The organism is Corynebacterium timonense (assembly GCF_900105305.1).
Taxonomy (GTDB): domain Bacteria; phylum Actinomycetota; class Actinomycetes; order Mycobacteriales; family Mycobacteriaceae; genus Corynebacterium; species Corynebacterium timonense.
Genome location: NZ_LT629765.1, coordinates 1239980 through 1262961 on the forward strand (window position 1 = coordinate 1239980; position 22982 = coordinate 1262961).

General features: G+C 65.9%; 18 protein-coding genes. 9 read left to right on the top strand and 9 right to left on the bottom strand.

Annotated elements, in window-relative coordinates; translation table 11 throughout:
- The first annotated feature begins 7 nt into the window (after positions 1–7).
- Genes putP through BLT81_RS05880 form a run of 3 tightly spaced genes read left to right on the top strand, consistent with a single transcriptional unit; the run spans position 8 to position 2744 of the window.
- Positions 8–1606: a sodium/proline symporter PutP gene (gene putP, locus BLT81_RS05870; RefSeq protein WP_019194033.1), complete on the top strand. Its 1599-nt coding sequence runs from the start codon at positions 8–10 to the stop codon at positions 1604–1606.
- Positions 1607–1612: 6 nt separating this feature from the next.
- Positions 1613–2248, top strand: coding sequence for a GmrSD restriction endonuclease domain-containing protein (locus BLT81_RS05875; RefSeq protein ID WP_019194034.1), 636 nt, complete (start codon positions 1613–1615; stop codon positions 2246–2248).
- A gap of 10 nt (positions 2249–2258) precedes the next feature.
- Positions 2259–2744, top strand: coding sequence for a hypothetical protein (locus tag BLT81_RS05880; RefSeq protein WP_019194035.1), 486 nt, complete (start codon positions 2259–2261; stop codon positions 2742–2744).
- 978 nt (positions 2745–3722) lie between these two features.
- On the opposite strand, the gene BLT81_RS05885 is transcribed toward BLT81_RS05880, so the two are convergent.
- Complete coding sequence (locus BLT81_RS05885) at positions 3723–4547, bottom strand: trypsin-like serine protease (RefSeq protein ID WP_019194036.1); 825 nt, start codon at positions 4545–4547, stop codon at positions 3723–3725.
- 43 nt (positions 4548–4590) lie between these two features.
- Positions 4591–6609, bottom strand: coding sequence for a DEAD/DEAH box helicase (locus BLT81_RS05890; RefSeq protein WP_019194037.1), 2019 nt, complete (start codon positions 6607–6609; stop codon positions 4591–4593).
- Between the two features lie 133 nt (positions 6610–6742).
- On the opposite strand from BLT81_RS05890, the gene BLT81_RS05895 reads away from it, so the two are divergent.
- From BLT81_RS05895 to BLT81_RS05910, 4 genes are all read left to right on the top strand, one after another.
- A complete protein-coding gene (locus BLT81_RS05895) occupies positions 6743–8092 on the top strand; it encodes a CitMHS family transporter (protein ID WP_019194038.1) in 1350 nt (449 codons plus the stop codon).
- A gap of 49 nt (positions 8093–8141) precedes the next feature.
- Positions 8142–8549: a (deoxy)nucleoside triphosphate pyrophosphohydrolase gene (locus BLT81_RS05900; RefSeq protein WP_040421248.1), complete on the top strand. Its 408-nt coding sequence runs from the start codon at positions 8142–8144 to the stop codon at positions 8547–8549.
- Complete coding sequence (locus BLT81_RS05905; RefSeq protein ID WP_019194040.1) at positions 8539–11664, top strand: DUF3427 domain-containing protein; 3126 nt, start codon at positions 8539–8541, stop codon at positions 11662–11664. The genes BLT81_RS05900 and BLT81_RS05905 overlap by 11 nt, the downstream gene beginning before the upstream one ends.
- Before the next feature lie 170 nt (positions 11665–11834).
- Complete coding sequence (locus BLT81_RS05910) at positions 11835–13856, top strand: bifunctional metallophosphatase/5'-nucleotidase (RefSeq protein ID WP_019194041.1); 2022 nt, start codon at positions 11835–11837, stop codon at positions 13854–13856.
- Here the strand turns inward: BLT81_RS05910 and BLT81_RS05915 are convergent.
- From BLT81_RS05915 to BLT81_RS05935, 5 genes are all read right to left on the bottom strand, one after another.
- Positions 13853–15001: an ATP-binding cassette domain-containing protein gene (locus tag BLT81_RS05915; RefSeq protein ID WP_019194042.1), complete on the bottom strand. Its 1149-nt coding sequence runs from the start codon at positions 14999–15001 to the stop codon at positions 13853–13855. The genes BLT81_RS05910 and BLT81_RS05915 overlap by 4 nt on opposite strands.
- Positions 14992–15669, bottom strand: a complete 678-nt coding sequence (locus BLT81_RS05920) for an energy-coupling factor transporter transmembrane component T family protein (protein ID WP_019194043.1) — start codon at positions 15667–15669, stop codon at positions 14992–14994. The genes BLT81_RS05915 and BLT81_RS05920 overlap by 10 nt, the downstream gene beginning before the upstream one ends.
- Complete coding sequence (locus BLT81_RS05925) at positions 15666–16448, bottom strand: hypothetical protein (RefSeq protein ID WP_019194044.1); 783 nt, start codon at positions 16446–16448, stop codon at positions 15666–15668. Before BLT81_RS05925 ends, BLT81_RS05920 begins: the two co-directional genes overlap by 4 nt.
- Before the next feature lie 93 nt (positions 16449–16541).
- Positions 16542–17531 carry a nucleoside hydrolase gene (locus BLT81_RS05930; protein ID WP_019194045.1) on the bottom strand — a complete coding sequence of 330 codons (990 nt, stop codon included), beginning with the start codon at positions 17529–17531 and terminating at the stop codon, positions 16542–16544.
- Positions 17532–17533: 2 nt separating this feature from the next.
- A complete protein-coding gene (locus BLT81_RS05935; protein ID WP_019194046.1) occupies positions 17534–18754 on the bottom strand; it encodes an MFS transporter in 1221 nt (406 codons plus the stop codon).
- A gap of 101 nt (positions 18755–18855) precedes the next feature.
- Between BLT81_RS05935 and BLT81_RS05940 the strand changes: the two genes are divergently transcribed.
- Positions 18856–19311 (top strand): hypothetical protein, encoded by a 456-nt coding sequence (locus BLT81_RS05940; RefSeq protein WP_040421317.1) that lies wholly within the window; start codon positions 18856–18858, stop codon positions 19309–19311.
- A gap of 12 nt (positions 19312–19323) precedes the next feature.
- On the opposite strand, the gene BLT81_RS05945 is transcribed toward BLT81_RS05940, so the two are convergent.
- Both BLT81_RS05945 and BLT81_RS05950 read right to left on the bottom strand, forming a co-directional pair.
- The gene (locus tag BLT81_RS05945; RefSeq protein ID WP_019194048.1) at positions 19324–20166 is read right to left on the bottom strand and encodes a hypothetical protein; all 843 of its coding nucleotides are present in this window, start codon (positions 20164–20166) and stop codon (positions 19324–19326) included.
- A gap of 134 nt (positions 20167–20300) precedes the next feature.
- On the bottom strand, positions 20301–21869 hold the full coding sequence (locus BLT81_RS05950; RefSeq protein WP_019194049.1) for a carboxylesterase/lipase family protein: 1569 nt from the start codon (positions 21867–21869) through the stop codon (positions 20301–20303).
- 169 nt (positions 21870–22038) lie between these two features.
- Between BLT81_RS05950 and BLT81_RS05955 the strand changes: the two genes are divergently transcribed.
- Positions 22039–22968 carry a hypothetical protein gene (locus tag BLT81_RS05955; protein WP_019194050.1) on the top strand — a complete coding sequence of 310 codons (930 nt, stop codon included), beginning with the start codon at positions 22039–22041 and terminating at the stop codon, positions 22966–22968.
- Positions 22969–22982: the final 14 nt, after the last annotated feature.

A 22982-nucleotide genomic window follows, 5' to 3' on the forward strand; every position in this document is an offset into this window, starting at 1 on the left:
AGGACCCATGACCGACAGCTTCTGGCTCGTGCTCGCCATCGTTTTGTACTTCGGCCTCATGGTGGCCATCGGCTTCTACTCATGGCTGCGCACGAAGAAATATGACGACTATGTCCTCGCAGACCGCGGACTCAGCCCCTTCGTCGCCGGGCTGTCCGCCGGGGCCTCCGACATGTCCGGTTGGCTGCTCATGGGCCTGCCCGGCGCCCTCTTCGTCGCGGGCATGAGCGAGCTGTGGATCGTCATCGGCCTGTTCGTAGGCACGTGGGCCAACTGGAAGTGGGTCGCACCGCGGCTGCGCTCCTACACCGAGGTGGCGAACAACTCGATCACGCTGCCGTCCTTCTTCGAAAACCGCACGCACGACCGCTCCCGGCTGTTGCGCGTCACCGCAGCGCTCATCATCATCTTCTTCTTCACCTTCTACGTCTCCTCCGGCATGGTCTCCGGCGGGCGCTACTTCGAGTCGACCTTCCAGGGCGACTACATGACGGGCATGCTCATCGTCGGCTCCATCACGGTCCTCTACACCTTCATCGGCGGATTCCTTGCCGTCTCCTACACCGACGTGGTGCAAGGCGCCCTGATGTTCCTGGCGCTGGCCATCGTCCCGGTCATGGCGCTCGTCTCCCTCGACGAGCCCTCCCAGATCTTCTCCTTCGCCGCCGAGAACTCCTACGGGCCGTGGGAGGACGGCAACCCCACGTACTTCACCATGATCGCCGGGGTGTCCGCCGCAACCATCATCGGCAACCTCGCGTGGGGCCTTGGCTACGTGGGCCAGCCGCACATCGTCACCCGCTTCATGGCGCTGCGCTCCCCCGCGCAGGCCGCCTCGGCGCGACGCACCGGCACGTTCTGGGTGCTCGTTTGCTACATCGGCGCCGTGTTCACCGCCCTCGTCTCCACGGTGTTCTTCGCCCAGAGCCCGCACAGCGTCACCGATCAGGCTGGGTTTGAGACGATCTTCCTCGACCTCGCGCGCATTCTCTTCCACCCCTTCGTCGCCGGGGTCATCCTCACCGCCGTCCTCGCCGCCATCATGTCCACGATGTCCTCGCAGCTGCTCATCGCCTCGTCCGCGCTTATCGAGGACCTCTACCGGGCAGTCTCGAAGAAAGATCCCTCCTCCACGGCCCTCCTTGTGCTCTCGCGCGTCATGGTCGTCGCCGTCGCGGTAATCGCCATGGTGCTCGCCGTCAACCCCTCCGACACCATCCTCGGGCTCGTCGGCTTCGCGTGGGCCGGTTTCGGCGCGGCCTTCGGGCCCGTCGTCGTCGCGGCGCTCTACTGGCGGCGCCTCACCGCCCCCGGCGCACTCGCCGGCATGGTCGTCGGCGCGCTCACGGTCTTCATCTGGGGCTCGTCAACCTACCTGTCCGACATCATCTACGAGATCGTGCCCGGCGTCCTTGTCGCCACCGCCATCATGGTCGCGGTCTCCCTGCTCACCCAGCCCGCCGCTGAGGTCGACGCGGAGTTCGACGCCGCGGTCGCCGTCACCGAGCACGCCTCCCGGCACCCGGAGGCCACCTTCGACGAGGCGCTCGAGGCTGTGCGACGCGGCGACACCCCAGGGAACCACCAGACCACCCGCCCCGTCTAAAAGGGTATGCGCCCCTCCCCGTTCGCCTTCTACCTGGCCGCCCTGAGCGTGCTCACGGTGCTCGTCGTGCCGTTTCCCACGCCGGCCTCCCGCATCGAGGCGTCTGCCGCTCCCCCGCGGGCGGCTGTTGTGGGCTACGCACGCGAGGAGTTCGGCCCCGGGTGGGCGCGGCTCGGCGCGGGCTGCACTACCCGGACCGCGGCGATGGCCTCGGCTTTCGACGCCCCGAGCTGCGCAGACCCCCCGCACGACTGGCACGTCGCCCCCATCACCGACCCCTACACCGGGGCGGAGATTTCCCCCGCCGACGTCGAACTTGACCACCTCCTACCGCTGGCCGCGGCGTGGGACCTCGGCGCCCACGCGTGGACGGCGCAGCGCCGCGTCGCCTTCGCCAATGACCCTCGCAACCTCGTGGTCACCTCCGCCGCCGCGAACCAGGACAAGTCGGACAAGCTTCCCAGCGAGTGGCTACCGCCCGACTGGCGAGCCCGCTGCCCGTACGCGCGCCGCCTCGTCGCGGTGGCACGCGCCTACGAGCTCGCCGTCCCAGCCCCCGACCTCCGCGCCAGCCGACGCGCCTGTTCCGGAATCGCGGGCCTCGCGTCACGTCGCACCCTGGTAACCGATACCGTGCCGTAAGGTGTGGGACATGACTACACTCCTGATTTTTATCCACGTCGCTGCCGCAGTGCTGCTCATCGGCCCCACCATGGTGGCCACCTCCATGTTCCCGGGCCAGGCGGCCACCGCCCGCAAGGGCGGACCGGACGATATCGGGAGGGCCTCGATCCTCCACACGATCACCAACCGTTACGGGCTTTTGTCGCTCCTCGTTCCCCTCCTCGGTGTCGTCGTCATGGTCGCCGACTGGGACAGCTACAGCACGAACTACTGGCTGCACACCGCCATCATCGTCTCTCTCCTCGCGTGGGGCATCCTGTTGTTCATGGTCATCCCCCAGCAGCGCAAGATCATTGGCACCCTTGGTGCCCTAGACCCCGCTGACGCGGACGCCGAGGATCGCACCGCCGACTTCGAAGGGGCCAAGGCCAAGGCCGCTGCAGGTGCCGGCCTGTTCAACCTGCTCTGGTTCATCGTCCTCATCCTGATGTTCCTGCCCCACCCCGGGATGTAGCGCGGCGTCAACGCGGTCGGCGCGGCTGAGCGCCTAGCTGGCCGTTTTTTGTGCGCAAGGTTTAGCTGAGGTCGACCAGGACGCCAGGCGTAGCCGACCTCAACGCATTCAGCGGTCACACGACCTGGGGTTTTCTGCGCAGGGTTTCCTTGAGGTCGACCAGGACGCCAGGCGTAGCCGACCTCAACGCATTCAGCGGTCACACGACCAGGCATTTTACGCGCAGGATTTCCTTGAGGTCGACCAGAACACCGGACGTAGTCGACCTCAACGCTTTTCGGGGTCACGCGACCAAGGGATTTACACAAGGTTTTTCCTTGAGGTCGACCAGGGTACCAGACGCAGTCGACCTCAACGCATTCAGCGGTCACGCGACCAAGGGATTTACACGCGGAATTTCCTTGAGGTCGACCGGGGCGCCAGACGTAGTCGACCTCAGCGCATTCAGCGGTCACACGACCTGGGGATTTACACGCGGAATTTCCTTGAGGTCGACCAGGACGCCAGACGTAGTCGACCTCAACGCATTCAGCGGTCACACGACCAGGGGATTTACACGCGGAATTTCCTTGAGGTCGACCAGGGCGCCAGACGCAGTCGACCTCAACGCATTCAGCGGTCACACGACCAGGGGATTTACACGCGAAATTTCCTTGAGGTCGACCAGGAGGCCAGGCGTAGTCGACCTCAGCGCGTTGAGGATTTACACGACCTGGGGATTTACACGCGGAATTTCCTTGAGGTCGACCAGGGCGCCAGACGTAGTCGACCTCAACGCGTTCAGCGGTCACGCGACCTGGGGATTTACACGCGGAATTTCCTTGAGGTCGACCAGGACGCCAGACGTAGTCGACCTCAACGCATATCAAGGCCACACGACCTGGGGTTTTACGCGCAGCATTTCCTTGAGGTCGACCAAGGCGCCAGGCGTAGCCGACCTCACCACAACACACCCCTGCTGATGCCGGGGCAGAGTGCCTAGTTGTACGAGATGATCCCCGGAATCGCGATCGGGAGGGTGGCAACAAAGCTGAAGAACTGCGCGAACGCAGTGCGCAGAAAGTCGGCCACTGGGGCGGGCAGTGCCCCGCCGACCGGAAGCAGCGCGTTTTGCGCGTACAGGCCGAGCAGCTCGACGTCGGACACCGCAGGCCCGTCCTCGGGAAGCACTCCTACGACGTAGTTGGACGAGCCGGGCAGAGAGCTCGAATTGGCCGCCCACACGCTAGAGACGACACCGACGAAGCCTCGGCCCGGTACCCACATGGGGCCGCCGGAGTCGCCGGGCCTGGTCAGCGGCGCATCGACGAAGAACGTGTTGCCCACGTTGCCGCTGTAAGTGCCGCAGGTGACGTGGGTGTTGACGCGGTTGGTGGACTGCCCGAAGTAGCACACGCGCTCCCCGGGGGTGACCTGGTGGGGGCGCACCCAGGGGTCACCGGAGATGCTGTTGGGGCCGATGGTGACGTTGTCGTCCCATTGGATCGCCGCCCAATCGTTGCCCAGGCGGTTGTCGTAGGACTTGGAGCGATAGAAGGTGCCCACGATCGCGGAGCTGGTGCCGTTACGGCGGTCCGCGATGCGCACGCGGGCCCCCTCGTGGCCGCAGTGCGCGGCGATGAGGCTGCGCCGGTTGTGCGGGTCGTTGTACCCGACTGTGCAGTAGCCTGTGCCTTCCACATAGACGGCGCCGCCTTGATTGATGCGGTTGACGTCGTGGGCGTGGGCAGGCGATACGCCCACGGTGCCCAGCGTGATCGTCAACGCTGCGCTGACGGCGGCGACGGTGCGGAAAGCTGTCATTTCGCTCCTCGGTTCATGTCAAATGGGTCAAACTACCCTGATCTTAGTCACGCCAGTCGCGCCGTCCGCGACCGCCCCGGCCGCCCTTATCGCGCTGCCCGTATCCGCCGCGCCCACGCGGCGCGCCCTTGTCGCGCTGGATGTTGATCAGCTGACCGGAAATCCGCGTGTCTGACAGCTTGTCCAGGACGCTGCGGTCAAGGTTCTTCGGCAGCTCCACCAGTGTAAAGTCGCCGCCGATGGTGATGCGGCCGAAGTCGCGCGAGTTCAGGCCGCCCTCGTTCGCCAGGGCGCCGACGATGGCGCCGGGGCGCACGTGCTGACGCTTACCGACGTCAAGACGGTACGTATCGAAGTTCTCACTGTCGTCGAAGCGCCGCCGCCCTCCACGCTCGCCGCGGTCTCCGCGGTCGCGTCGATCCCGGCCGAAGCGCCCGCCCCGGTCGTCGCGGTCAAAGCGATCCCGGCGGTCTTTGCGGTCCCTGTGGTCGCGCTTGTCCTTCGGCGGCTCCTTCATGAGGAACTCGTCGCCGGCCTGCGCCTGGGTGGCCAAAGCCGCGGCAATCTCGTCCATGGCCACGTTGTTGGTCGCGGAGTACTCGCGCACCATGTCCTTGAACACCTGCAGGTCCTTGGCATCGAGCGAGGCGGTGATGGACTCCATGAACCGCTTCTTGCGGGCTTCGTTGACCTCGTCCACGGTGGGCAGGTCCATCTCGTCGATCCTCGCGTTGGTCACGCGCTCGATGGAGCGCAGCATCCGGCGCTCGCGCGGGGTGACAAACAGGATCGCTTCGCCCGAGCGGCCTGCGCGGCCAGTGCGGCCGATGCGGTGGACGTAGCTTTCCGTGTCGTTCGGGATGTCGTAGTTGAGGACGTGGCTGATGCGCTCGACGTCGAGGCCGCGCGCCGCGACGTCGGTGGCCACCAGGATGTCGAGTCGGCCGTCGCGAAGCTGATCGACTGTCCTCTCGCGCTGCTGCTGGGCGATGTCACCGTTGATGGCGGCCGCGGAGAAGCCGCGGGTGCGCAGCTGCTCGGCGAGCTCCTCGGTTTCCTGCTTGGTGCGCACGAAGACGATCATCGCCTCGAACTCGGCCACCTCGAGAATGCGAGTGATCGCGTCGAGCTTGTTGCGGTGTGCGGTGAACAGGTAGCGCTGCGTGATGTTCGTGTTGGTGCGCGTCTCCGACTTGACGGTGACCTCGGCGGGGTCGTTGAGGTACTGCTTGGAGATGCGCCGGATGCCGTTCGGCATCGTCGCCGAAAACAGCGCGACCTGCTTGTCCTCCGGGGTGTCCTCGAGGATGCGCTCGACGTCCTCCTGGAAGCCCATGTTGAGCATCTCGTCCGCCTCGTCGAGAACGAGGAAGCGCAGGTTGGAGATGTCCAGTGAGCCCTTCTCCAGGTGGTCGATGACGCGGCCCGGCGTGCCCACAATAATCTGCGCGCCGCGGCGCAGGCCCGACAGCTGGATGCCGTAGGCCTGACCACCGTAGATCGGCAGCACAGAAATGCCGCCGAGGTGGTCGACGAAGGACTGGAAGGAGTCCGACACCTGCAGTGCCAGCTCACGCGTCGGTGCAAGCACGAGGGCCTGCGGGTAGCGTTCCTCGGGGTCGATCTGCGACAGAACCGGCAGCGCGAACGCCGCCGTCTTTCCCGTACCCGTCTGCGCGAGGCCGACCACGTCGCGCCCCTCCATCAGCAGCGGGATCGTCTCCGCCTGGATCGGCGACGGATTTTCGAAGCCGACCTTCTTGACCGCCTCGATCACCCGCTCGGGCAGCGGGAGCTTTTCAAACCCGTTCTCGGGCTCCGGCGAGGCGGCAGGGGTGCTCGCGGGCTCAGCGGTGTCAGGGGTCTCAGCGGTGTCAGGGGTCTCAGTGGCTTCGGGGGAGTCAACATCCGCCGAAGCGCCGGCGCCCTCAGAAGTACCCGCATCCCCGGCGCCGTCGGCTGCGGCCTGGTCGGCCGCGGCAGCCTGCGGGTTTTCCTGAGTTTCCGACAAGTTCATATCCGGCTCAAGCTCGCCGCCGGTGGCGTTTTCGGAAGTGCTCATTGTCCCATCACCCTACGCCACACGGGGCTGTAACACTATTCGTCAGCATTTCGCTTGTCGACGCCACAGGCAGCGTTTCCACCAAGTAACCTCTCCGCCATATCTCTACTCTTTCCCAAGAAAGGCCGCACTTATGAATTCCCCGCTCGCCCTCACGCTCCTCGGCCTCGTGATCATCGGCGCGACGGTGGGAGTTCTTCTCAGAGGCAAAACCCACCCTGTCGTCGCTATGACCCTCATCCCGTTTGCCGGTGCTCTCCTCGCCGGCAGCGGCCTCGCTGAGATCAGTGAGTACTACGGCGCCGGCCTCGACCGCGTGATCAACGTCGTGGTGATGTTCATCTTTGCCATCATCTATTTCGGAATCCTCGCGGACGTCGGCCTTTTCGAGCCTGTCATCACCGCCCTCATCCGTGCCACTCGAGGAAAAATCGTGTTGGTCACCGTCGGAACCGCAGCCATCGCTGTCGTCGCCCACCTCGACGGCTCCGGGTCAACCACGTTCCTGCTGACAATCCCCGCGCTGCTGCCCCTCTACCAGGCGCTGGGGATGTCACGCTACGTGCTGCTGACGATCGTCGCGCTGTCCGCGTCCGTAATGAACATGGTGCCGTGGGCCGGGCCCGTCGGACGCGCCGCAACGGTCATCGACTCGACCCCCAACGAGATCTGGCAGCACCTCCTGCCCGCCCAAGCGATCGCCCTCGTCTCCGTCCTGATCGTCAGCGCTATTCTGGGCGTGACGGAGCGACGGCGCCTCGCTAAGACTGGGGTGGGATCCACCACCGTCGACGTGCATGCAATTGCCGACGACTTCGCTTCCGCGCAGCGCAAGGAGCGCGCGTCGCTGAACCTCACCCCGCGCGCGGGGACGTGGACGGTGTGGGCCAACGCGGCAATCACCATCGCGCTCATCGGCGTTTTGGTCTCTGGAGTCGTGACACCCGCCCCGGCCTTTTTGGTCGGCACGGCAATCCTCCTTGTGATTAACTTTCCTTCCCTCGACGCCCAGTCCGACATCCTCCGCCGCCACGCCCCCACGGCGTTGTCCATGGCTGGGGTCATCCTCGCGGCCGCCATGTTCCTCGGCGTCTTGGACGGCACGGGCATGCTCGAGCAGATTGCACTCTCTCTCATCTCAATTCTGCCCGCGGCTGTTGGCCCGTACGTCCACATCATCATCGGCCTGCTCGGTGTGCCGCTAGACCTGGCAACATCCACCGACGCCTACTACTTTTCGCTCCTGCCCATCGTCCAAAGCACCGCGGAAGCGTTCGGCGTTTCGGGCATGGGCGCGGCGGCCGCCATGATCATCGGCAACGTCATCGGCACCTTCGTCAGCCCGTTCTCTCCCGCGCTATGGCTCGCGATTGGTCTTGCCGGAGCAAACATGGGCAAGTACATCCGCTTCGCGTTCCCGATCGCGTGGGTATTCTCCGGGGTCCTCGTGCTCGCCTCCTGGGCCATGGGCCTGCTGGTGTAGGGCGGCCAGCTCGGTCGTTCGTGTCCGGCTCATCCCTAAAATGCATTGCATGGGAAGAAGGATCGAGGTCGTCGGAGCCGTGTTCACGTCCGGGGACAAGGTATTTGCTGCCCGACGTGGACCTAATAAGTCGATGCCAGGGAAATGGGAGTTTCCCGGGGGAAAAATTGAAGCCGGGGAAACTGCCGCCCAGGCTCTTCGACGCGAACTCCGCGAGGAGCTGAGCGTCGAGGCGACAGTCGGCACACACGTCACCACGACCCAGCATGAGACCGATGGCACGACCATTGTCCTATCGACCTACATCTGCGAGCTGGCCGAAGGCACTCCGGTGAAGACAGAGCACATTGAGCTAAGGTGGGTTCCCCGCGGCGAGCTCCATCTTTTGGACTGGACCCCTGCGGATATTCCTACGGTCGATATTCTGCAGCGGGAGGACGCTGAGAATGTCTCGTAAAGATTCCGCGCTGCCCCTCGGCGCCTACGAAACCGCGCTCACTCGGAGAGTGCACGAGCGGCTCGCAGCCACCGCGTCCGCGAACCCCGACGCCCGTTTTGCCATTGCGCAGGTGGACGAAGAGTTGCGGGAGCGCTACACCGATGCCATCGTTCGCACCCTGAGCGACCACCTCGCACGCTCCTTACTCTCCACCCACGATCCCGAGCAGCGTGTCACCGTGATTAACTCCCTCGCGGCTCTCATCGACCCCGACGACCGGATCGAGACCGAACAACTCCTCCACGCTGTCTACGAGGCTTCCTTGGGGGAGCCGCCGTCAATTCACCCGACTCCCATCACCGCCGCGAATCTGCTGACAAACGCGAGTAATGAACACAGCATGTCGGCGGAAATTAAACGGGAAATCCAGACCGCGGACCGTGTCGACCTCGTGTGCGCCTTCATCAAAAACTCTGGCATTTCCGCCATCCGGGAAGAACTCGAGTATCTTCGCGATCATTCCATACCCCTGCGCGTGATCACGTCGACCTACTGCGGGGCATCAGACGTACAAGCAATTGACCGGCTGGTAGAGGAGTTCGGCGCCGACGTGAAAATCGGGTACGAATCTCAACAAACGCGGCTGCACGCAAAAGCGTGGCTGTTTCGGCGAAAATCTGGTTTCGACTCGGCGTTTATCGGCAGCTCCAACCTCTCAAATTCTGCACTTATCGACGGCATCGAGTGGAACGTTCGGACCTCCCGGCGCGCCACCCCGGTGATCATCTCCAAGTTTGAGGCGGTCTTTGATACCTACTGGAACGACGTACACTTCGTCCCCTACACCCCCAGCCAGGATAGGAGGCGGCTAGAAGTATCGCTTCAGCGCGCCAGCAACTTCGGGAAAGACTCTCGCACCGAGCTCGAGCTTTCCGGCCTCCGCGTCGAGCCGTACCCCTACCAAGAGTCCATGCTCGACGCCCTTGAAGCGGAACGGGCAATCCACGACAGGCACCGGAATTTGCTTATCGCCGCGACCGGCACCGGCAAGACAGTCGTCGCCGCCCTCGACTACCGGCGGCTCGCGGAATCGTGGAAGAAAAAGCCCACGCTTCTTTTCGTGGCGCACCGGACGCAACTCCTCCGCCAGGCAATGCGGACCTACCGCGAGGTACTCCGCGACCCCACGTTTGGCGAGCTCTTTGACGGCCACCACGCGCCGAGGATTGGCACCCATGTCTTCGCCACTATTCAGAGCCTGAGCCGCGTCCTGGACGGCTTCAGCTCCGAGCACTTTGAAGTTGTGGTGATCGACGAGTTCCACCACGCGCAGGCTTCGACCTACCAGCATCTCCTCGACCATGTATCGCCGCGCGAACTTCTGGGCCTTACCGCCACACCCGAGCGTGGCGACGGCGTCAACGTACAAAAGTTTTTCGACTACCGGGTGGCGTACGAGCTGCGGCTATGGGACGCACTCGCGCTCGGCCTTGTCGCGCCGATGCATTACTACGGCATCAACGACGAAACAGACCTGACCGGAATCACCTGGTCGCGATCGAGCAAGGCGTACAACACGGCAGAGCTCAGCGAGTTCTACATCAACCAAGGAGATTCACGTGTCCGGCTCATCCTCAACGAACTCGAGCGGCGTGTATTCGATCTGAGTTCCCTCAAGGCTTTGGGGTTCTGTGTCAGCATCGACCACGCCAATTATATGGCCGAGCGCTTTCGTGCTCACGGCCTGCCTGCCGCCGCGATCACTTCACGCACCCCCGACCACGAACGCGATGCTCTCATCGACGACCTCCGCGACGGGACGCTCAAGGTTCTTTTCACCGTCGATTTATTCAACGAAGGCGTCGACATCCCCGAGGTCAACGCCCTGCTCCTTCTCCGCCCCACGGAGAGTCCCATCGTCTATCTCCAGCAACTAGGCCGTGGTCTTCGTAAGCAGCCAGGCAAAGTGTGCACGGTTCTTGATTTCCTGGGAATGCAGCACAAGGAGTTCAGCTTCGAAGCTCGTTTCCTCGCACTTACAGGAAAGCGCGGCAAGCACCTCGAGAGGGAAATCGACCAAGGGTTTCCCTCGCTTCCCGGAGGCACTCAGATACGACTCGATCGAGTCACCCACGAGCGAGTGCTTCATAACGTCAAACGCCTTGCGACGCCCACAATCACGCGCATTCGTTCACTCGCCCAGCAGGAACAGACCACGGACCTTTCCGCGTTTCTCGCAAACACCGGGCTCGACTTGCACGACCTCTATCGCTCTAAGAACGGCGGATGGACTCGGATTCTGCGCAGCCAAAACCTCATTCCCGCCCCGGATCCTGCCCCAGCAGACGAAGATTTCTTGCTCAGGCGGCTGCGTTCCCTTCTCCACGTCAACGACGAAGAACGTGCACGCATGTACCTTGCCCTTGCAGACCCGGATGGGCGGGATCCCGCCAACTTCTCGCGAATCGAGGAATCCTTCTCCCAGATGCTCGTTACTCACATCTGGGGCAACCAAAATACTGTCAGGGCCCCATCCTCGGTCGCCGACGGCATTGTCCGCATTCGGCGGGTCCCCTCGTTCGTGAGCGAGCTGCGTCAGGTTTTCCGCTACAACCTTGACCGAACGCGTAACAAACCCGAACCTGTCGCAGGCCACGAGGATCTTGTGCTGCGCACCCATGCGGATTACTCGATAGCCGAACTGACCGCCGCCCTCCGTCGAGCACCTTTGCCGGCCTTGCTTAACATCCCCAGGGAGGGCGTCAAGCACATCCCCGAAGCGCACGCAGACATTTTCTTTGTCACCTTGGTCAAAGACCACGGTTTCACAGAAACGACCAGCTACAAAGATTTTCCTATTACTCGGGATTTGTTCCAATGGGAGTCGCAGTCAACGACCTCGTTGAGCTCGAAAACGGGACAGCGATACATTCATCACAAGGACATGGGCAGCACGGTGTTCTTGTGCGTACGCAACCTGGCCTCAAGCTCGATCGATACAGCAAACGCGTTTACCTTTCTGGGCAACGTTGTCTACGCCGACCACAGTGGAGAAAAGCCCATCCGGTTCGAATGGAAGTTGACACGCCCGATGCCTGCGACCTTGTACCAGCAAGGACGGGCCGTGGTGTAGGACACTTCTTAGCGCCCCAGTGCGCAGCCCTTCCTTTTCGCAGTCCCGGTCAGCGTTACGTACCCGGGCCCGTTTTCACCGACTGTTCACCTTACCCTTTCCTGGGCGAAGCATAGGAAGAATATCGTCACAATCGCACAACCACCTGCATGCCTTCGAAAGGATCTCCCGTGCGATTCCGCTCTCACCTGACCGCCGTCGCTGTGACGTCGATAAGCGCCCTGGCCCTGACCGGCCTCCCCGTTGCTCACGCGCAGACAGAGGTCGAGTTCACCATCTCTAACTTCACCGACTTTCACGGCCGCTGGGCTAAGGATGAAAGCAATAATGTCCCCGGTGCCGTGGCGCTCAAGTGCGCTATCGACAAGGCCGGCCACGGAAAGCACCAGGCTATTACCTCGTCGGGCGACAACATCGGGGCCTCGCCCTTCGAGTCCATGCTGTTGAACGATGAGCCCACCATCGACGTCCTGAATGCGATGGGCCTAGATGTCACGGCCGTCGGCAACCACGAGTTTGACAAGGGTGCCGCGGACCTCACCGACCGTGTGGCGCCCCGTTCTAACTTTCCGCACCTCGCGGCGAACGCGGAGGGGCTGAAGAAGGACGGCGAGAAGATCAAGGACTACCACATCATGGACCTCGCCGGGGTCAAGGTGGCGTTCATTGGCTCGGTCACCGACGATATGCCGAGCCTTGTCTCCCCCGCTGGGATCGCCGGGATCACCTGGCACAACCCGGTTGAGAGCATCAACACCATTGCGGATCAGCTGACAAAAGACGACAAAGCTGACGTCGTGGTCGCCCTGCCCCACGAGGGCAACATCCCCGCCTCTGCATGGTCGGACAACGTCGACGTCGTGTTTATGGGCCACACGCATGAGTACGTCGAGAGCCCTGACTCCTCCCCCATCATTTTCCAGGCGGGCGAGTACTCCAAGGGCCTAGCCAACATTGACCTCACCTACGACACGGCCACCGATACCGTGAAGGTCAAACATGCCGAGCTGCTGGGCGGCGAGCAGATCGCGCAGTGCACCACCCCGTACCCGGAGATCCAAGGCATCATCGACAAAGCGCTGGAGGAGGCAGGAACCGCCGGGCAGCAGGTTATCGGCACCCTCGACGCCCCGATCTACCGCGGCCGCAACGAGGGCGAAGAACCGGGCTCGAACCGCGGCGTGGAGTCGCAGCTGAACAACCTCATCGCCAACTCGTACCGGTGGGGTTTGAGCAAGCGCACCAACGTCACCCCCGACATCGGCGTGATGAACTCCGGCGGTGTGCGGGCCGACCTGAACGCCGGGGACGTCACCCTGAAAGACGCGCACAATGTGCAGCCCTTCGATGGTGACATCACGTACACCACCCTCACCGGCGCCGATTTCATCGAGGCCCTCGAACAGCAGTGGCAGCTGGAAGGAAAACGGCCTTTCCTTGCCCTCGGACTCTCGGACAACGTCGCCTACACCTACGACCCCACCAAGGAGCGCGGCGAGCGCATCACGCACGTCCAGGTCAACGACGAGCCGCTCGACCCGGCGAAGAATTACGTCGTCGCTGGCCCGTCCTTCATTCTCGAAGGCGGAGACGGCTTCACTGCCTTCACCAAGGGCTCTGACCTAGCCCAGCTCGGCGTGAAGGACATCGAGATCTTCACCGAGTACCTCGGCTCCTTCCTCAACGGAGGAGATGCCCCCGGCCCGCGCACGGGGCAGGCCAGCGTGGGCGTGCACATCGAGACACCGCTCGTGCCCGGCCAGACCGCGACCATCAACCTCAGCTCGCTGATCTACACCATGCAAGAAACCGCCACGGAGGTGACCGTCAAATTCGCTGGCGCGACAGAGACGGTAGCCATCGGCCACGATCTCGGCCCCGCGGGCTTCAACGAAGCCGGCACAGCGACAGTCTCGCTCGCCGTTCCCGCCGGCGTTGCCGGCGAGCAAACCCTGCGCATTACCACGGACGCGGGGACCGACGTCGCCCTTCCCGTCACGGTCGGCGGCGCTCAAGAGTCCGGCTCCTCCGCCGGCTTCGCCGCTGGGTCTGCAGCCGGGTCCGCAGCCGGCAGCGTTGCCACCGTCGCCGCGCTCGTCGCCGCCCTGTGCGCCGCTCTCGGCGGGCTGCTTACCCTCCACCCGGTGATCCTCGACACCCTCCGCGCCCACATCCCGGGCTTCCCGGCCTAACCAGCCCCCGACACCACCAGCTCCTCGACCTGCGCGTAGCGCCGCACCTGCGCAACAAACTCGGCGTCGTGGCAGGTGATCACCACGGCGGCGCCGCGGCGCAGGCCAGCGGCGATCTCCGCGTGGGCGGCGGAGCGGCCGGTGGTGTCGAGGCCGACGTCGGGTTCGTCGAGAAGCACGAGCGGGCGGTCCTGCGCGAAAACCTGCGCCAGCTGAGCAAGCCGCAGGTTGCGCGCCGACAGGTCCAAAGGGTGTTCCTCCGGGTCCCACCCGCGCGCCTGCGCGAGCCGCTCCGAGCCGACGAAGCTTCCCACCGTGGCTTCGGCGACCTGGTCGGCGCTGCGCTGCAGCGCCAGCGAGGTGGGCACGCGCGGGGCGGGGGCCCCGTCGAGGCCGGCGAGCGCACGCAGAAGCGATGTCTTGCCGGAGCCGTTGCCGCCTCGAAGCCACAGAACCCGACCGGGGCGGGCGACGACGCGGACGGGCTCAAGGACGAAGCTCGGTTGCGGCCGGGGCTTCCACCAGCGTCGTGTCCCGCCACCGCGAGTCGCGCCAACCTCGCCGAGGTCGATGGCCGCGCCGCTGGCGCTCACCGGTTGCGGCAGCTGAAGGGGTACGCACGGGGGTGTGGAGGTGGTAAGGGTGGCGTCGAGAAGCGAAAGGCGCGTTCCGCCGACCTCCTCGACGTACTCGTGGCCCAGGAGGATGACGCGGGCGGGGATGGAGCACAGGTAGGCGGCGATGCGGGAGGTGGAGTCCGCGTCGAGGCCGGCGAAGGGATCGTCGAGAACGAGGGTGTCGGGGTCGAGGACGGCGACGCAGGCGAAGGCCAGGCGGCGCGTTTGCCCGCCCGAAAGAGTGGCAGGGTTGCGCTCGGACAGATTGGCGAGCCCCGTGACCTCCAGGAGTGCGCGGGCCCGCCGCTGCATCTCGGCGCGCCCGACGCCGCGCTGCTCCAAACCCACGCAGACCTCCTCGACGACGGTCTCGCGCAGGAAGCTCACGTGCGCGGCCGCGTCCTGGCGCAGCACGGCGACGCGCGGGACGCGCTCGTGCAGCGTGCGCGCGAGCAGGCTCAGGCCAGAGCCGGACTCGCCGACGACTTGGACAAGGCGCCCGGCGCGCTCCAGAGGCGTCAGGTCCACGCAACCACCGCCACGGCGCACACGGGGGCGAGCCAGCGCAGCGCCTTCTGGGCGGGGGAATCGGCCGCGGGCCGCAGCACCGTGCGCGAGCCGGGCAGGTCGTATCCGGCGGTTTCCAGGGCCATCCCCCGGCTCGCCCCGCCGGAAAGTAGCTCCGCGAGCACCGGCAGCACCACGTGCGGCACGACCGTGCGCACACCGATGCGGCGCCCGCGCAGCCGGTTGGCCTCCCGCACTACCGTGGCCGTGCGCGCGCCCTGAGGAAGCAGTTGCAGCGCCGACCCCGCGATGTAGGCCAGGCGGTTGCCCCCGGGCGCGACCTGCAGAGCCTTGACCAGCTCGGGGATGCGCACGAAGGCCATCGCGGCGATCACGCACGACATGAGCGCGACGAAGCGCACCGCAAGTTCCCCGGCGACGGCGAGGCCGTCGGCCGTCACAAGCGGCGCGATGCGCTCGCTGCCGTAGGGGGCATGGATAAGCGCCATGGACAGCCCCGCCGGCACGCTCAGCGCCGCCACGGCCGCGATCACGCTCGCGCTTTTGGCCTTGACGGTGCCTAGGGCAAGCGCCACGGCGGCCACCGCGGCGGAGAATGCGGGATGGTTGACGCCCATGACCGCGATCCAGCCCGAGGCCGCCAGCGACAACACCGTCAACGGGTTCACGGGGTGGGGCTTTCCTCCAGCGGGGCGAAGGAGCGCACCATCCGCTTCGGCATCGCCTTCAGCGCGCCGAAGACGATGAGCATGACCACGATCTTGTCCAGCGGGTCGGAGATGAAGGACTGGAAGGTCACCGACTCGAGCAGCGAGGCGCCCATCTCGCGGAAGAGCGTGACCACGGCGCCGGTGCCCACGCCCGCGGTTCCGCCGTAGACGAAGGCGGCCACCGGCGCGGCGACCATACCGCCCACGAGGCCGAGCAGCGCCCCGTAGAGCGCTACGAAACCGACGTTGCGGAAGGCGGCGAGCTTGTGGATGAACACCCCCGCCAAGAACCCGATCAGCGCGGCGCCGGCGGCAAACGGCAGCGCCGCCGGGTTGAGCAGGCCCCACACCACGTTGTTGAGCGCTCCCGTGGCCATCCCTGCGACCGGCCCGGCCAGCGCGGCGACGAGCACGGTGCCGATGGTGTCCAGGTACAGCGGAATGCCGATCGAGCCGACGATCTGGCCGACGACAGAGTTGATGATCATCGCGATGGGGATCAGGCCAATCGTGCGCGCGGGAAGAACGGGCAGGGTCGCGGCCAGCACGAGAATGGTCCCCACCCCGTAGCCGGCAAGCGTAATGAGGCCCTCGCGGGAGTCCGTCACCGACTCCCACCCGGTCGGGCGGACGACGACCAGGTAGAGCCAGGTGGCAACAATGATGGCCGCGCCGACGCTGACCAGCGCGGTGCGGGCGGGCGTCCACCGGTGCGCGGCAGAATTGGCATGTGACATCGGTCTACTCCTACAAACACGTCTACGGACACGTCGAACACCCGCCTATGTCACCTCGGCGGGCAGGAACGCCCACAGCCTAGCAGGGCCGGGCTAGTCCTCCGCCCGCGCGTGGCGCACGGCGTCGAGCCCCCCGGAGAAGAAGCGCGCGTGCACCTCGCAGGCGCGGCCGAAATCGGCCCACGCCGCGTCCACGTCAGCGCGCGTCACCACCTCCGCGTTCGGCTCCCGGCCCCACACGTCGCGCAGGTCGGCCACGGTGGTCCCGCGCATGAGCTCGGAGTCAGCATCGACGTCCACGGCGGTCACGGTGGCGTCGTACGGCACCGCCCCGAGCGCGACCTGGCACGTGAGCAGGTCGTGGATCTGCGCGCGGTAGCCCTCCCCGACCTCCTCGTGGAACTCGAAGTAGAAGCGCACGATGTCCGGCAAATGCTCAGCGATGGGGGCAGGGCCAAGCTTGTCGACGACCCCCTCAAGCGCCTCCGGTTCCAGCAGCATCTTCTCTGTCACCCCCAGCGAACACACGGTGACGGGAGACGTCGCGGCGGCGAAGACCTCCTTCGCCGCGTGCGGGTCAACCCACACGTTCCACTCGGCCGTTGGGGTGGTATTGCCGGGGTAATGGAACGCCCCGCCCATGACGGTAATGTGCGTCAGTTTGGCGAAGTGCTGCGGGTGCGCGCGGCGAAAGGCTGCGAGGTTGGTCAGCGGCCCGGTGACAATCAGGTGCAGGTCGTCGGTTCCGCGCTCGATGGCATCGACCCAGAGGGTGTCCCAATCGCTCTCCACGTAGCGCTCGGGCGCGCTGGCGTAGCCCAGGCCAGTCTCCCCGTGGGTCTCCGGGGTGGTGGTCAGCTCGTAGACGAGGGGCTCGGGCACGCCGGCGGCGATAGGGATGGTCCGCAGCCCGCAGAGCCCGAGCACCCACGCTGCGTTCACCGCGCATTGGGCGGCCTCGACGTTTCCGGAGGTCGTGGTCACGGCCTCCAGCTCGATGCGGCCCTCGTGGTGGGCGGCGGTGAGGTAGATGAGCGCCAGGGTGTCGTCGATACCCGGGTCGCAGTCGAAGAGGACGCGCATTCTTACTCCTTTGCAGCTTCAGCGCGGAGGGCGCTCGTTTCGGTACCGCGCGCAAGCCAAAGGGCCAGCGCACTGACGGCGATGACACCACAGGAACCGAAGGCCGCGGCGAATCCGACCGTCTCGGCGAGCATACCGGCAGCGATCGGGGCGACGATTGCGCCCGCGTCCTGCGTCATCTGGAACGTGGACAGCACCTTACCCGCCGAGCGGTCGTTGCCAATGATGTCCGCCAGCGTCGCCTGCTGAGCCGGGTTCATCAGCCCGCCGCCGATCCCCGCGAGGATAGAGGCGATGATGAGCGACCAAAAAGTTGTCGCAAAACCCATCAGACCGGTGAACACCGCAATGGCCACGAGGCCCGCGACGATGAGCGGCTTGCGCCCCACCTTATCGGCAAGCACCCCGGAAAACTGCAGTGTCACCGCGGTGCCGACGGCGAAGGCCGTCAGCGCCAGACCAGAGGCGGCCTCGCCGTGCGCGAACACGCTCGCCGCGAACAAGGGAAGCACGCCGACGCGTACCCCGAGGTTCGCCCACCCGTTGGTGAACCCAGACGCCAGCGCGGCCTGGTAGGTCGGCATCCCCAGCGCCTCCCGCAGCGGCATCGGGGGCAGCTGCGGCGGCAGGACCGCCCGCCGCGACGAGCGCGCAGTGCCCGCCCACACGACGACCACCGCGAGCACGAGGAGGATGCCGTAGATGGCGAAGGGAAGGCGAAAGCCCAAAAAGGACAGCGCCGCGCCGATGAGCGGGCCGAAGATGTTTCCCAGCAGGAACGACGAGGCGTACATCGCGTTGGCGCGGCCCCGAATCCGCGGGGGCGTCACGCGCACGATGAGCGCCTGGGCCGACAGCGTGAACATCGTCGAGCCGAAGCCGGCAATGAAGCGCAGCGCAAAGATGTGCCAGTACGCCTGGGCGAAGGCCACCATGAACGTCGACACAGCGACGATGAGCAGCCCCGCGAGGTAGACGGGACGCGAGCCGAGCTTGTCCACGAGCAGGCCAGCGCCGGGCGCGCCGATGAGCCTGGCCGCGGCGAAGACGGACACGACCGCGCCCGCCGCGGCCAGAGAGACGCCGAAACTCGCGCTGAACTGCGGAAGAATTGGGGCGATAAAGCCGTAACCCAACGCGATGACGAACGCGGCGGCCGCCAGCACGTGAATCGCGCCGGGGATGCGGGGCCGAGGGGCAACCGAAGATTCTGCAGTGTCCATGTCGCCTCTACCCTAGCCCCTGACCACAAGGAACCCATCTATAGAACACGTGTTCTATAGATTCGAACGCGATGTCGAATCTGCTTCCTATATTCATGGCCATGACACAGCACCTGATCCACACCATGTCCACCGCCCACGCCACGACCCTGAACGCCCTGCGCAGCATCATTCGGCACCCACGCTCCCTCGCCCGCCCACACGCCTCATGGCGCCCACCCACCACAGCGCTGCCCCCAGTCGCCGGCTCGGAGCGCCTCACCGTGTCCGTCACCCGACGCCGCGTCGGGCCCCGCGCCCGCGCCCGCATCCGCGGTTACGGCGAAACCCACACCCCCGCCTACATCATCGAGCTCCGCCTGACAGACGCCTCCGGCCTGCGCGCCGACCCCCACATCACCGAGGCGTGGGTGCGCGCCCTCGTCCCCGCCGACCACATCGCCGCCGTGCACGAGATCCCCGGCCCCCGCGCCACCAGCTACGTCTGGCTCACCGACGCCGCCTATACCCCCGTGCGCTCACCCTCCTCCATGTTCGAAGGGCTGCAGGCCGCGTAAGGCCGCTCGCGCCTACACTTCGTCGATGTCGGAGGGCTCGCGCGCAGGGTCGAGGTCGGTATCGGTGTCGCGGCTCGCGGAGGCGTCCTCGGGTAGATCGTCGTCCACGTCGGGGCCATCGTCCTCGCCGAAGATGTCGTAGACGTCGGGTTCGTCGACATCGTCCTCGACAGGCAGCAGCTGCGACTCCCAGTCCTCGGCCTGGTCGGCGGCGAGAGACAGGACGTCGAAAAGCCTGTCGAAGTCCTCGAACGTGCCCAAGTGGAGCACCTCGGCCTCCGAGACGGCCTCGTCGTGGATGGTCTCGAACAAGCGGGCGCGGTCCTCGTCCGTCAGCTCGGCGTCACCGTCGGACTCCCACAGCTCGCCGATGGCGTCGTCCATCAGCTCGTCGTAATTGTCCGACAGCGCTACGAACGACACCGCAGCACGCGGCGCCCCGTCGACGACCTCTACGAGGACCTGCAGCTCCGCACTCTCGCCGACCTCGGCGCGGACCAGCTGGCTGTTCACGGAGTCCTGGAAAAACTCGAGGTCGGCGATGCGCTCGTCGGTCCCCTCGAGCAGGTCGCGCAGGACGGTGACGACTTCGTCGGTGGCGATGTGCTCGGCGACGGTAGTCACCGCGGCCTCCGCCGAAAACACCACGGAGACGAGGACGGCCTCGAACTCGTCATCGTCTTCGTCCACGTCGGCCGCAGCGATGTAGACGTTGGCGGCCGGCAGGTGCGGGTCGATTTCGACAAACTGGATTTCCACGTCCGCCGTGATCGGGACGAACATGGTTTCGTCGTGCACTCGCGATTCGATTCCCTCACGGTCAAGCGCGGCGGCGATGTCCTCGAAAAAGCTCATGGCGCACCAAAGTCCTTCCAAGTGGTGGGGCTGACGGTCAGCGTTCGACCCGCCCCAGCCTAGCTACGAAGCCAATCTTTTGCTCGCACCGAAAGCTCGCACGGACAGCCTCCCCCAAGACTGCTCGACCACACCTAGTCTTCGTCTTCGTCCGAGAACGTGGCCAGCGACTCCACGAGGTCCTGGCGGTTATTGCCCCACTCACGCATATCAAACTGCTCCCACGCCCGGCGCTTGGCCGCTTTCGGGTCAAACTCCACCCAGAACTTCTCGCGGAACACCGCCGTCGCCCGGCCCGGTTTGTCGTCGCTGCGGAAGCCGTACACGGGCCACTCCTCGCCCGGCGCGCCGGAGTGGAAGAAGGAGCCCCAATGGTGCTGCATAATACGACTAATGTCGCCGAGCCCCTCGCGCGAGCTGAAACGGTCGATCTGCGAGGCACGCGTGGTCAGCGGGGCGTTAAACACCGCCTCGAGGTCCGAGGTGTGCATGGCCCCCAGCCCAAGTCGCCGCTTGGTCGCCGAGGCGTAGTCGAAGCGGTACATCCACGTCGAGGCCGCGCGCCGGTGCTCGGTGGCCAGCGTCACCGACGGCGCCCAGAACACGGCGTCCGCGATGAGCTCAGCAAAGTCCGCGCGCTCCTCGGCGCCGCCGTAGGCGCTGAGGACAACATCCGCATTGTCTTCGTCGAAAACGTTCAGCGCCCGGCGCGCGGCGCGGGTGCGCGACTTCGTCGTCTGGTACAGCACCTTGGCAAAGCTCGCCTCGTCAGAGTTGGTGCCGATGATGAGGGGAACAGGCGCTTGCGTTCCCTCCTCGAAGGCGTCGAGCGGGTGGACGGGCAACGTCGTGCCGTCCGCCGTGGGCATGAACGCGGTGTTGAACTGGGCGGCCTCCCGGCCGTTGAACAGCATGGATTGCCCCACCCGCACGAGCTGGCGAGCATCTTCGCGGCGCAGGTCGGCGAGGGTTGTGGTGCGGGGCATCCCCATGTCGTCGAGAAGCGTGCGCACCCACATCGCGGCCTGAAGGCGCGTGTGGACGCTAGCAACCGGCGCCGACTGCGCGATGCAGCGGTGGAAGAGCCCGCGCGCGGCGGGGGCGACCATCAGGTGCACGACGGCAGCCCCGCCCGCGGACTCCCCCATGATGGTCACGCTGCCGGGGTCACCGCCGAAGTTCGCGATGTTGTCCTGGACCCACCTCAGCGACAAGATCTGATCGAGCATCCCCGGGTTGGCCACGCAATCGCCGCCGAGTGAATGAAAATCCAGGTAGCCCAGCACCCCGAGCCGGAAATTCACCGAGACGTAGACGACATCCGTGGACACGGCCAGGTTGTGGCCCTGCAGGACGCGCTCGTGGCTAGCACCGGTAACAAAGGTGCCGCCGTGGAAGAACACAACGACCGGCAGCACGTCATCGGTGTCGGGGCGGACGATGTCGACGGTGAGGCAGTCCTCGGTGCCGATCACGGGGTCTTTCCAGCTGAAGGCCCCCTGCAGCGCCGGCTCCCCGTACTCTCTGGCGTCTCGCACCCCCGCCCACGGCTCAGGCGGGCGGGGCGCGCGGAAGCGGTGCTCCCCCGCGGTGTCGGCGCCGTAGGGGATGCCGCGCCAGGTGCGCACACCTGTGGTCTCGTCGACAATGCCGCGGACCTCCCCTGCCGCCGTGCGGGCGACGGGGCGAGAGGTTGACTCCATGCCGTCCACATTAGCGAGCAGTTACGATGTGGTCTCGGCAGAAAGCGCGCGGGAATCAAACCGCGCCGGCGGGCGCTACACACGTCAGGTACGCGCTGCCGCGGCCCTGCGCTCGGCAGCGAGCGGCCACTGAGGCGCCAAGAACGGGCGCCGGAGATAAGGAGAAGCGATGGTTTTCAGGTTTGGGACGCGGTCCGGCCCCGCCACGGCGGAGGGGGCGGAAACGCAGCGCATCATCACCGACGCGCTCAACTCGGACGCCGCTGCGCTCGAGGAGGAGGCCGGTCCGCTGGGTCGGGCGCTCATCGCGGCCGTCGATAAGGCGGCGCAGCTGCAGTCGGCCCCCATCCGCGCCTACGTCGAGTGGGTGCGCCGCTCGCACCCCGAGGCCACCCCCGCGCAGGTCCAGGCGATCGTGGACAAGCACTTCCGCACCGCCGTCTCCAGCACCGGGGCCGGCGTCGGGGCGGCCGCGGCCGTACCGGGCATCGGCTTCGTCACAGGGGGCGTGACGGTCGCCGGGGAGTCCGTCCTCTTCCTCGACATCGCGGCGTTCTACACCATGGCCAGCGCCCACCTGCGCGGGGTGGACATCACCGATCCTCAGCGCCGCCGGGCCGTCGTGCTCGTGGCCCTGACCGGGGCGAAAGGGGTTGCCGTCGTTGACGCGCTGCTTGGCGACGACACACGCGGCGTCCCCGCCGCAGCCACCCTGTCGCGCTTTTCCGGCCCGCGCCTGGCGGAGGCGAATAGCATTCTCACCCGCGTCGCTCTGAGGTCTCTGCGCAAGCGCCTCAGCCGGGCGTGGCTGGGCAAGATCCTCCCCCTCGGCATCGGCGTCGTCGCCGGGGTGGCCGCGAACCGGAAGCTCGCAGCGCGGATTATCGACACCGTCTCCCCCAGCCTGGGCCCACTGCCCCCGCGCTTCCTCGAGGCGCTGCCCGCGCCCGCTGCCGACGAGGAGGGCGCCGCCGGGCACCAGGGGCACGCCGAGACCGGCTCCCGCGGCTTCCTCCGCTTCGTGCGCAAGGCCGCGGGGAAGAACCGGGGGAAGGAACCTGGACAGGACGCGCCGCGCAAAGGGCTGATGCGCCGTTGACGCTAAACCCAGCC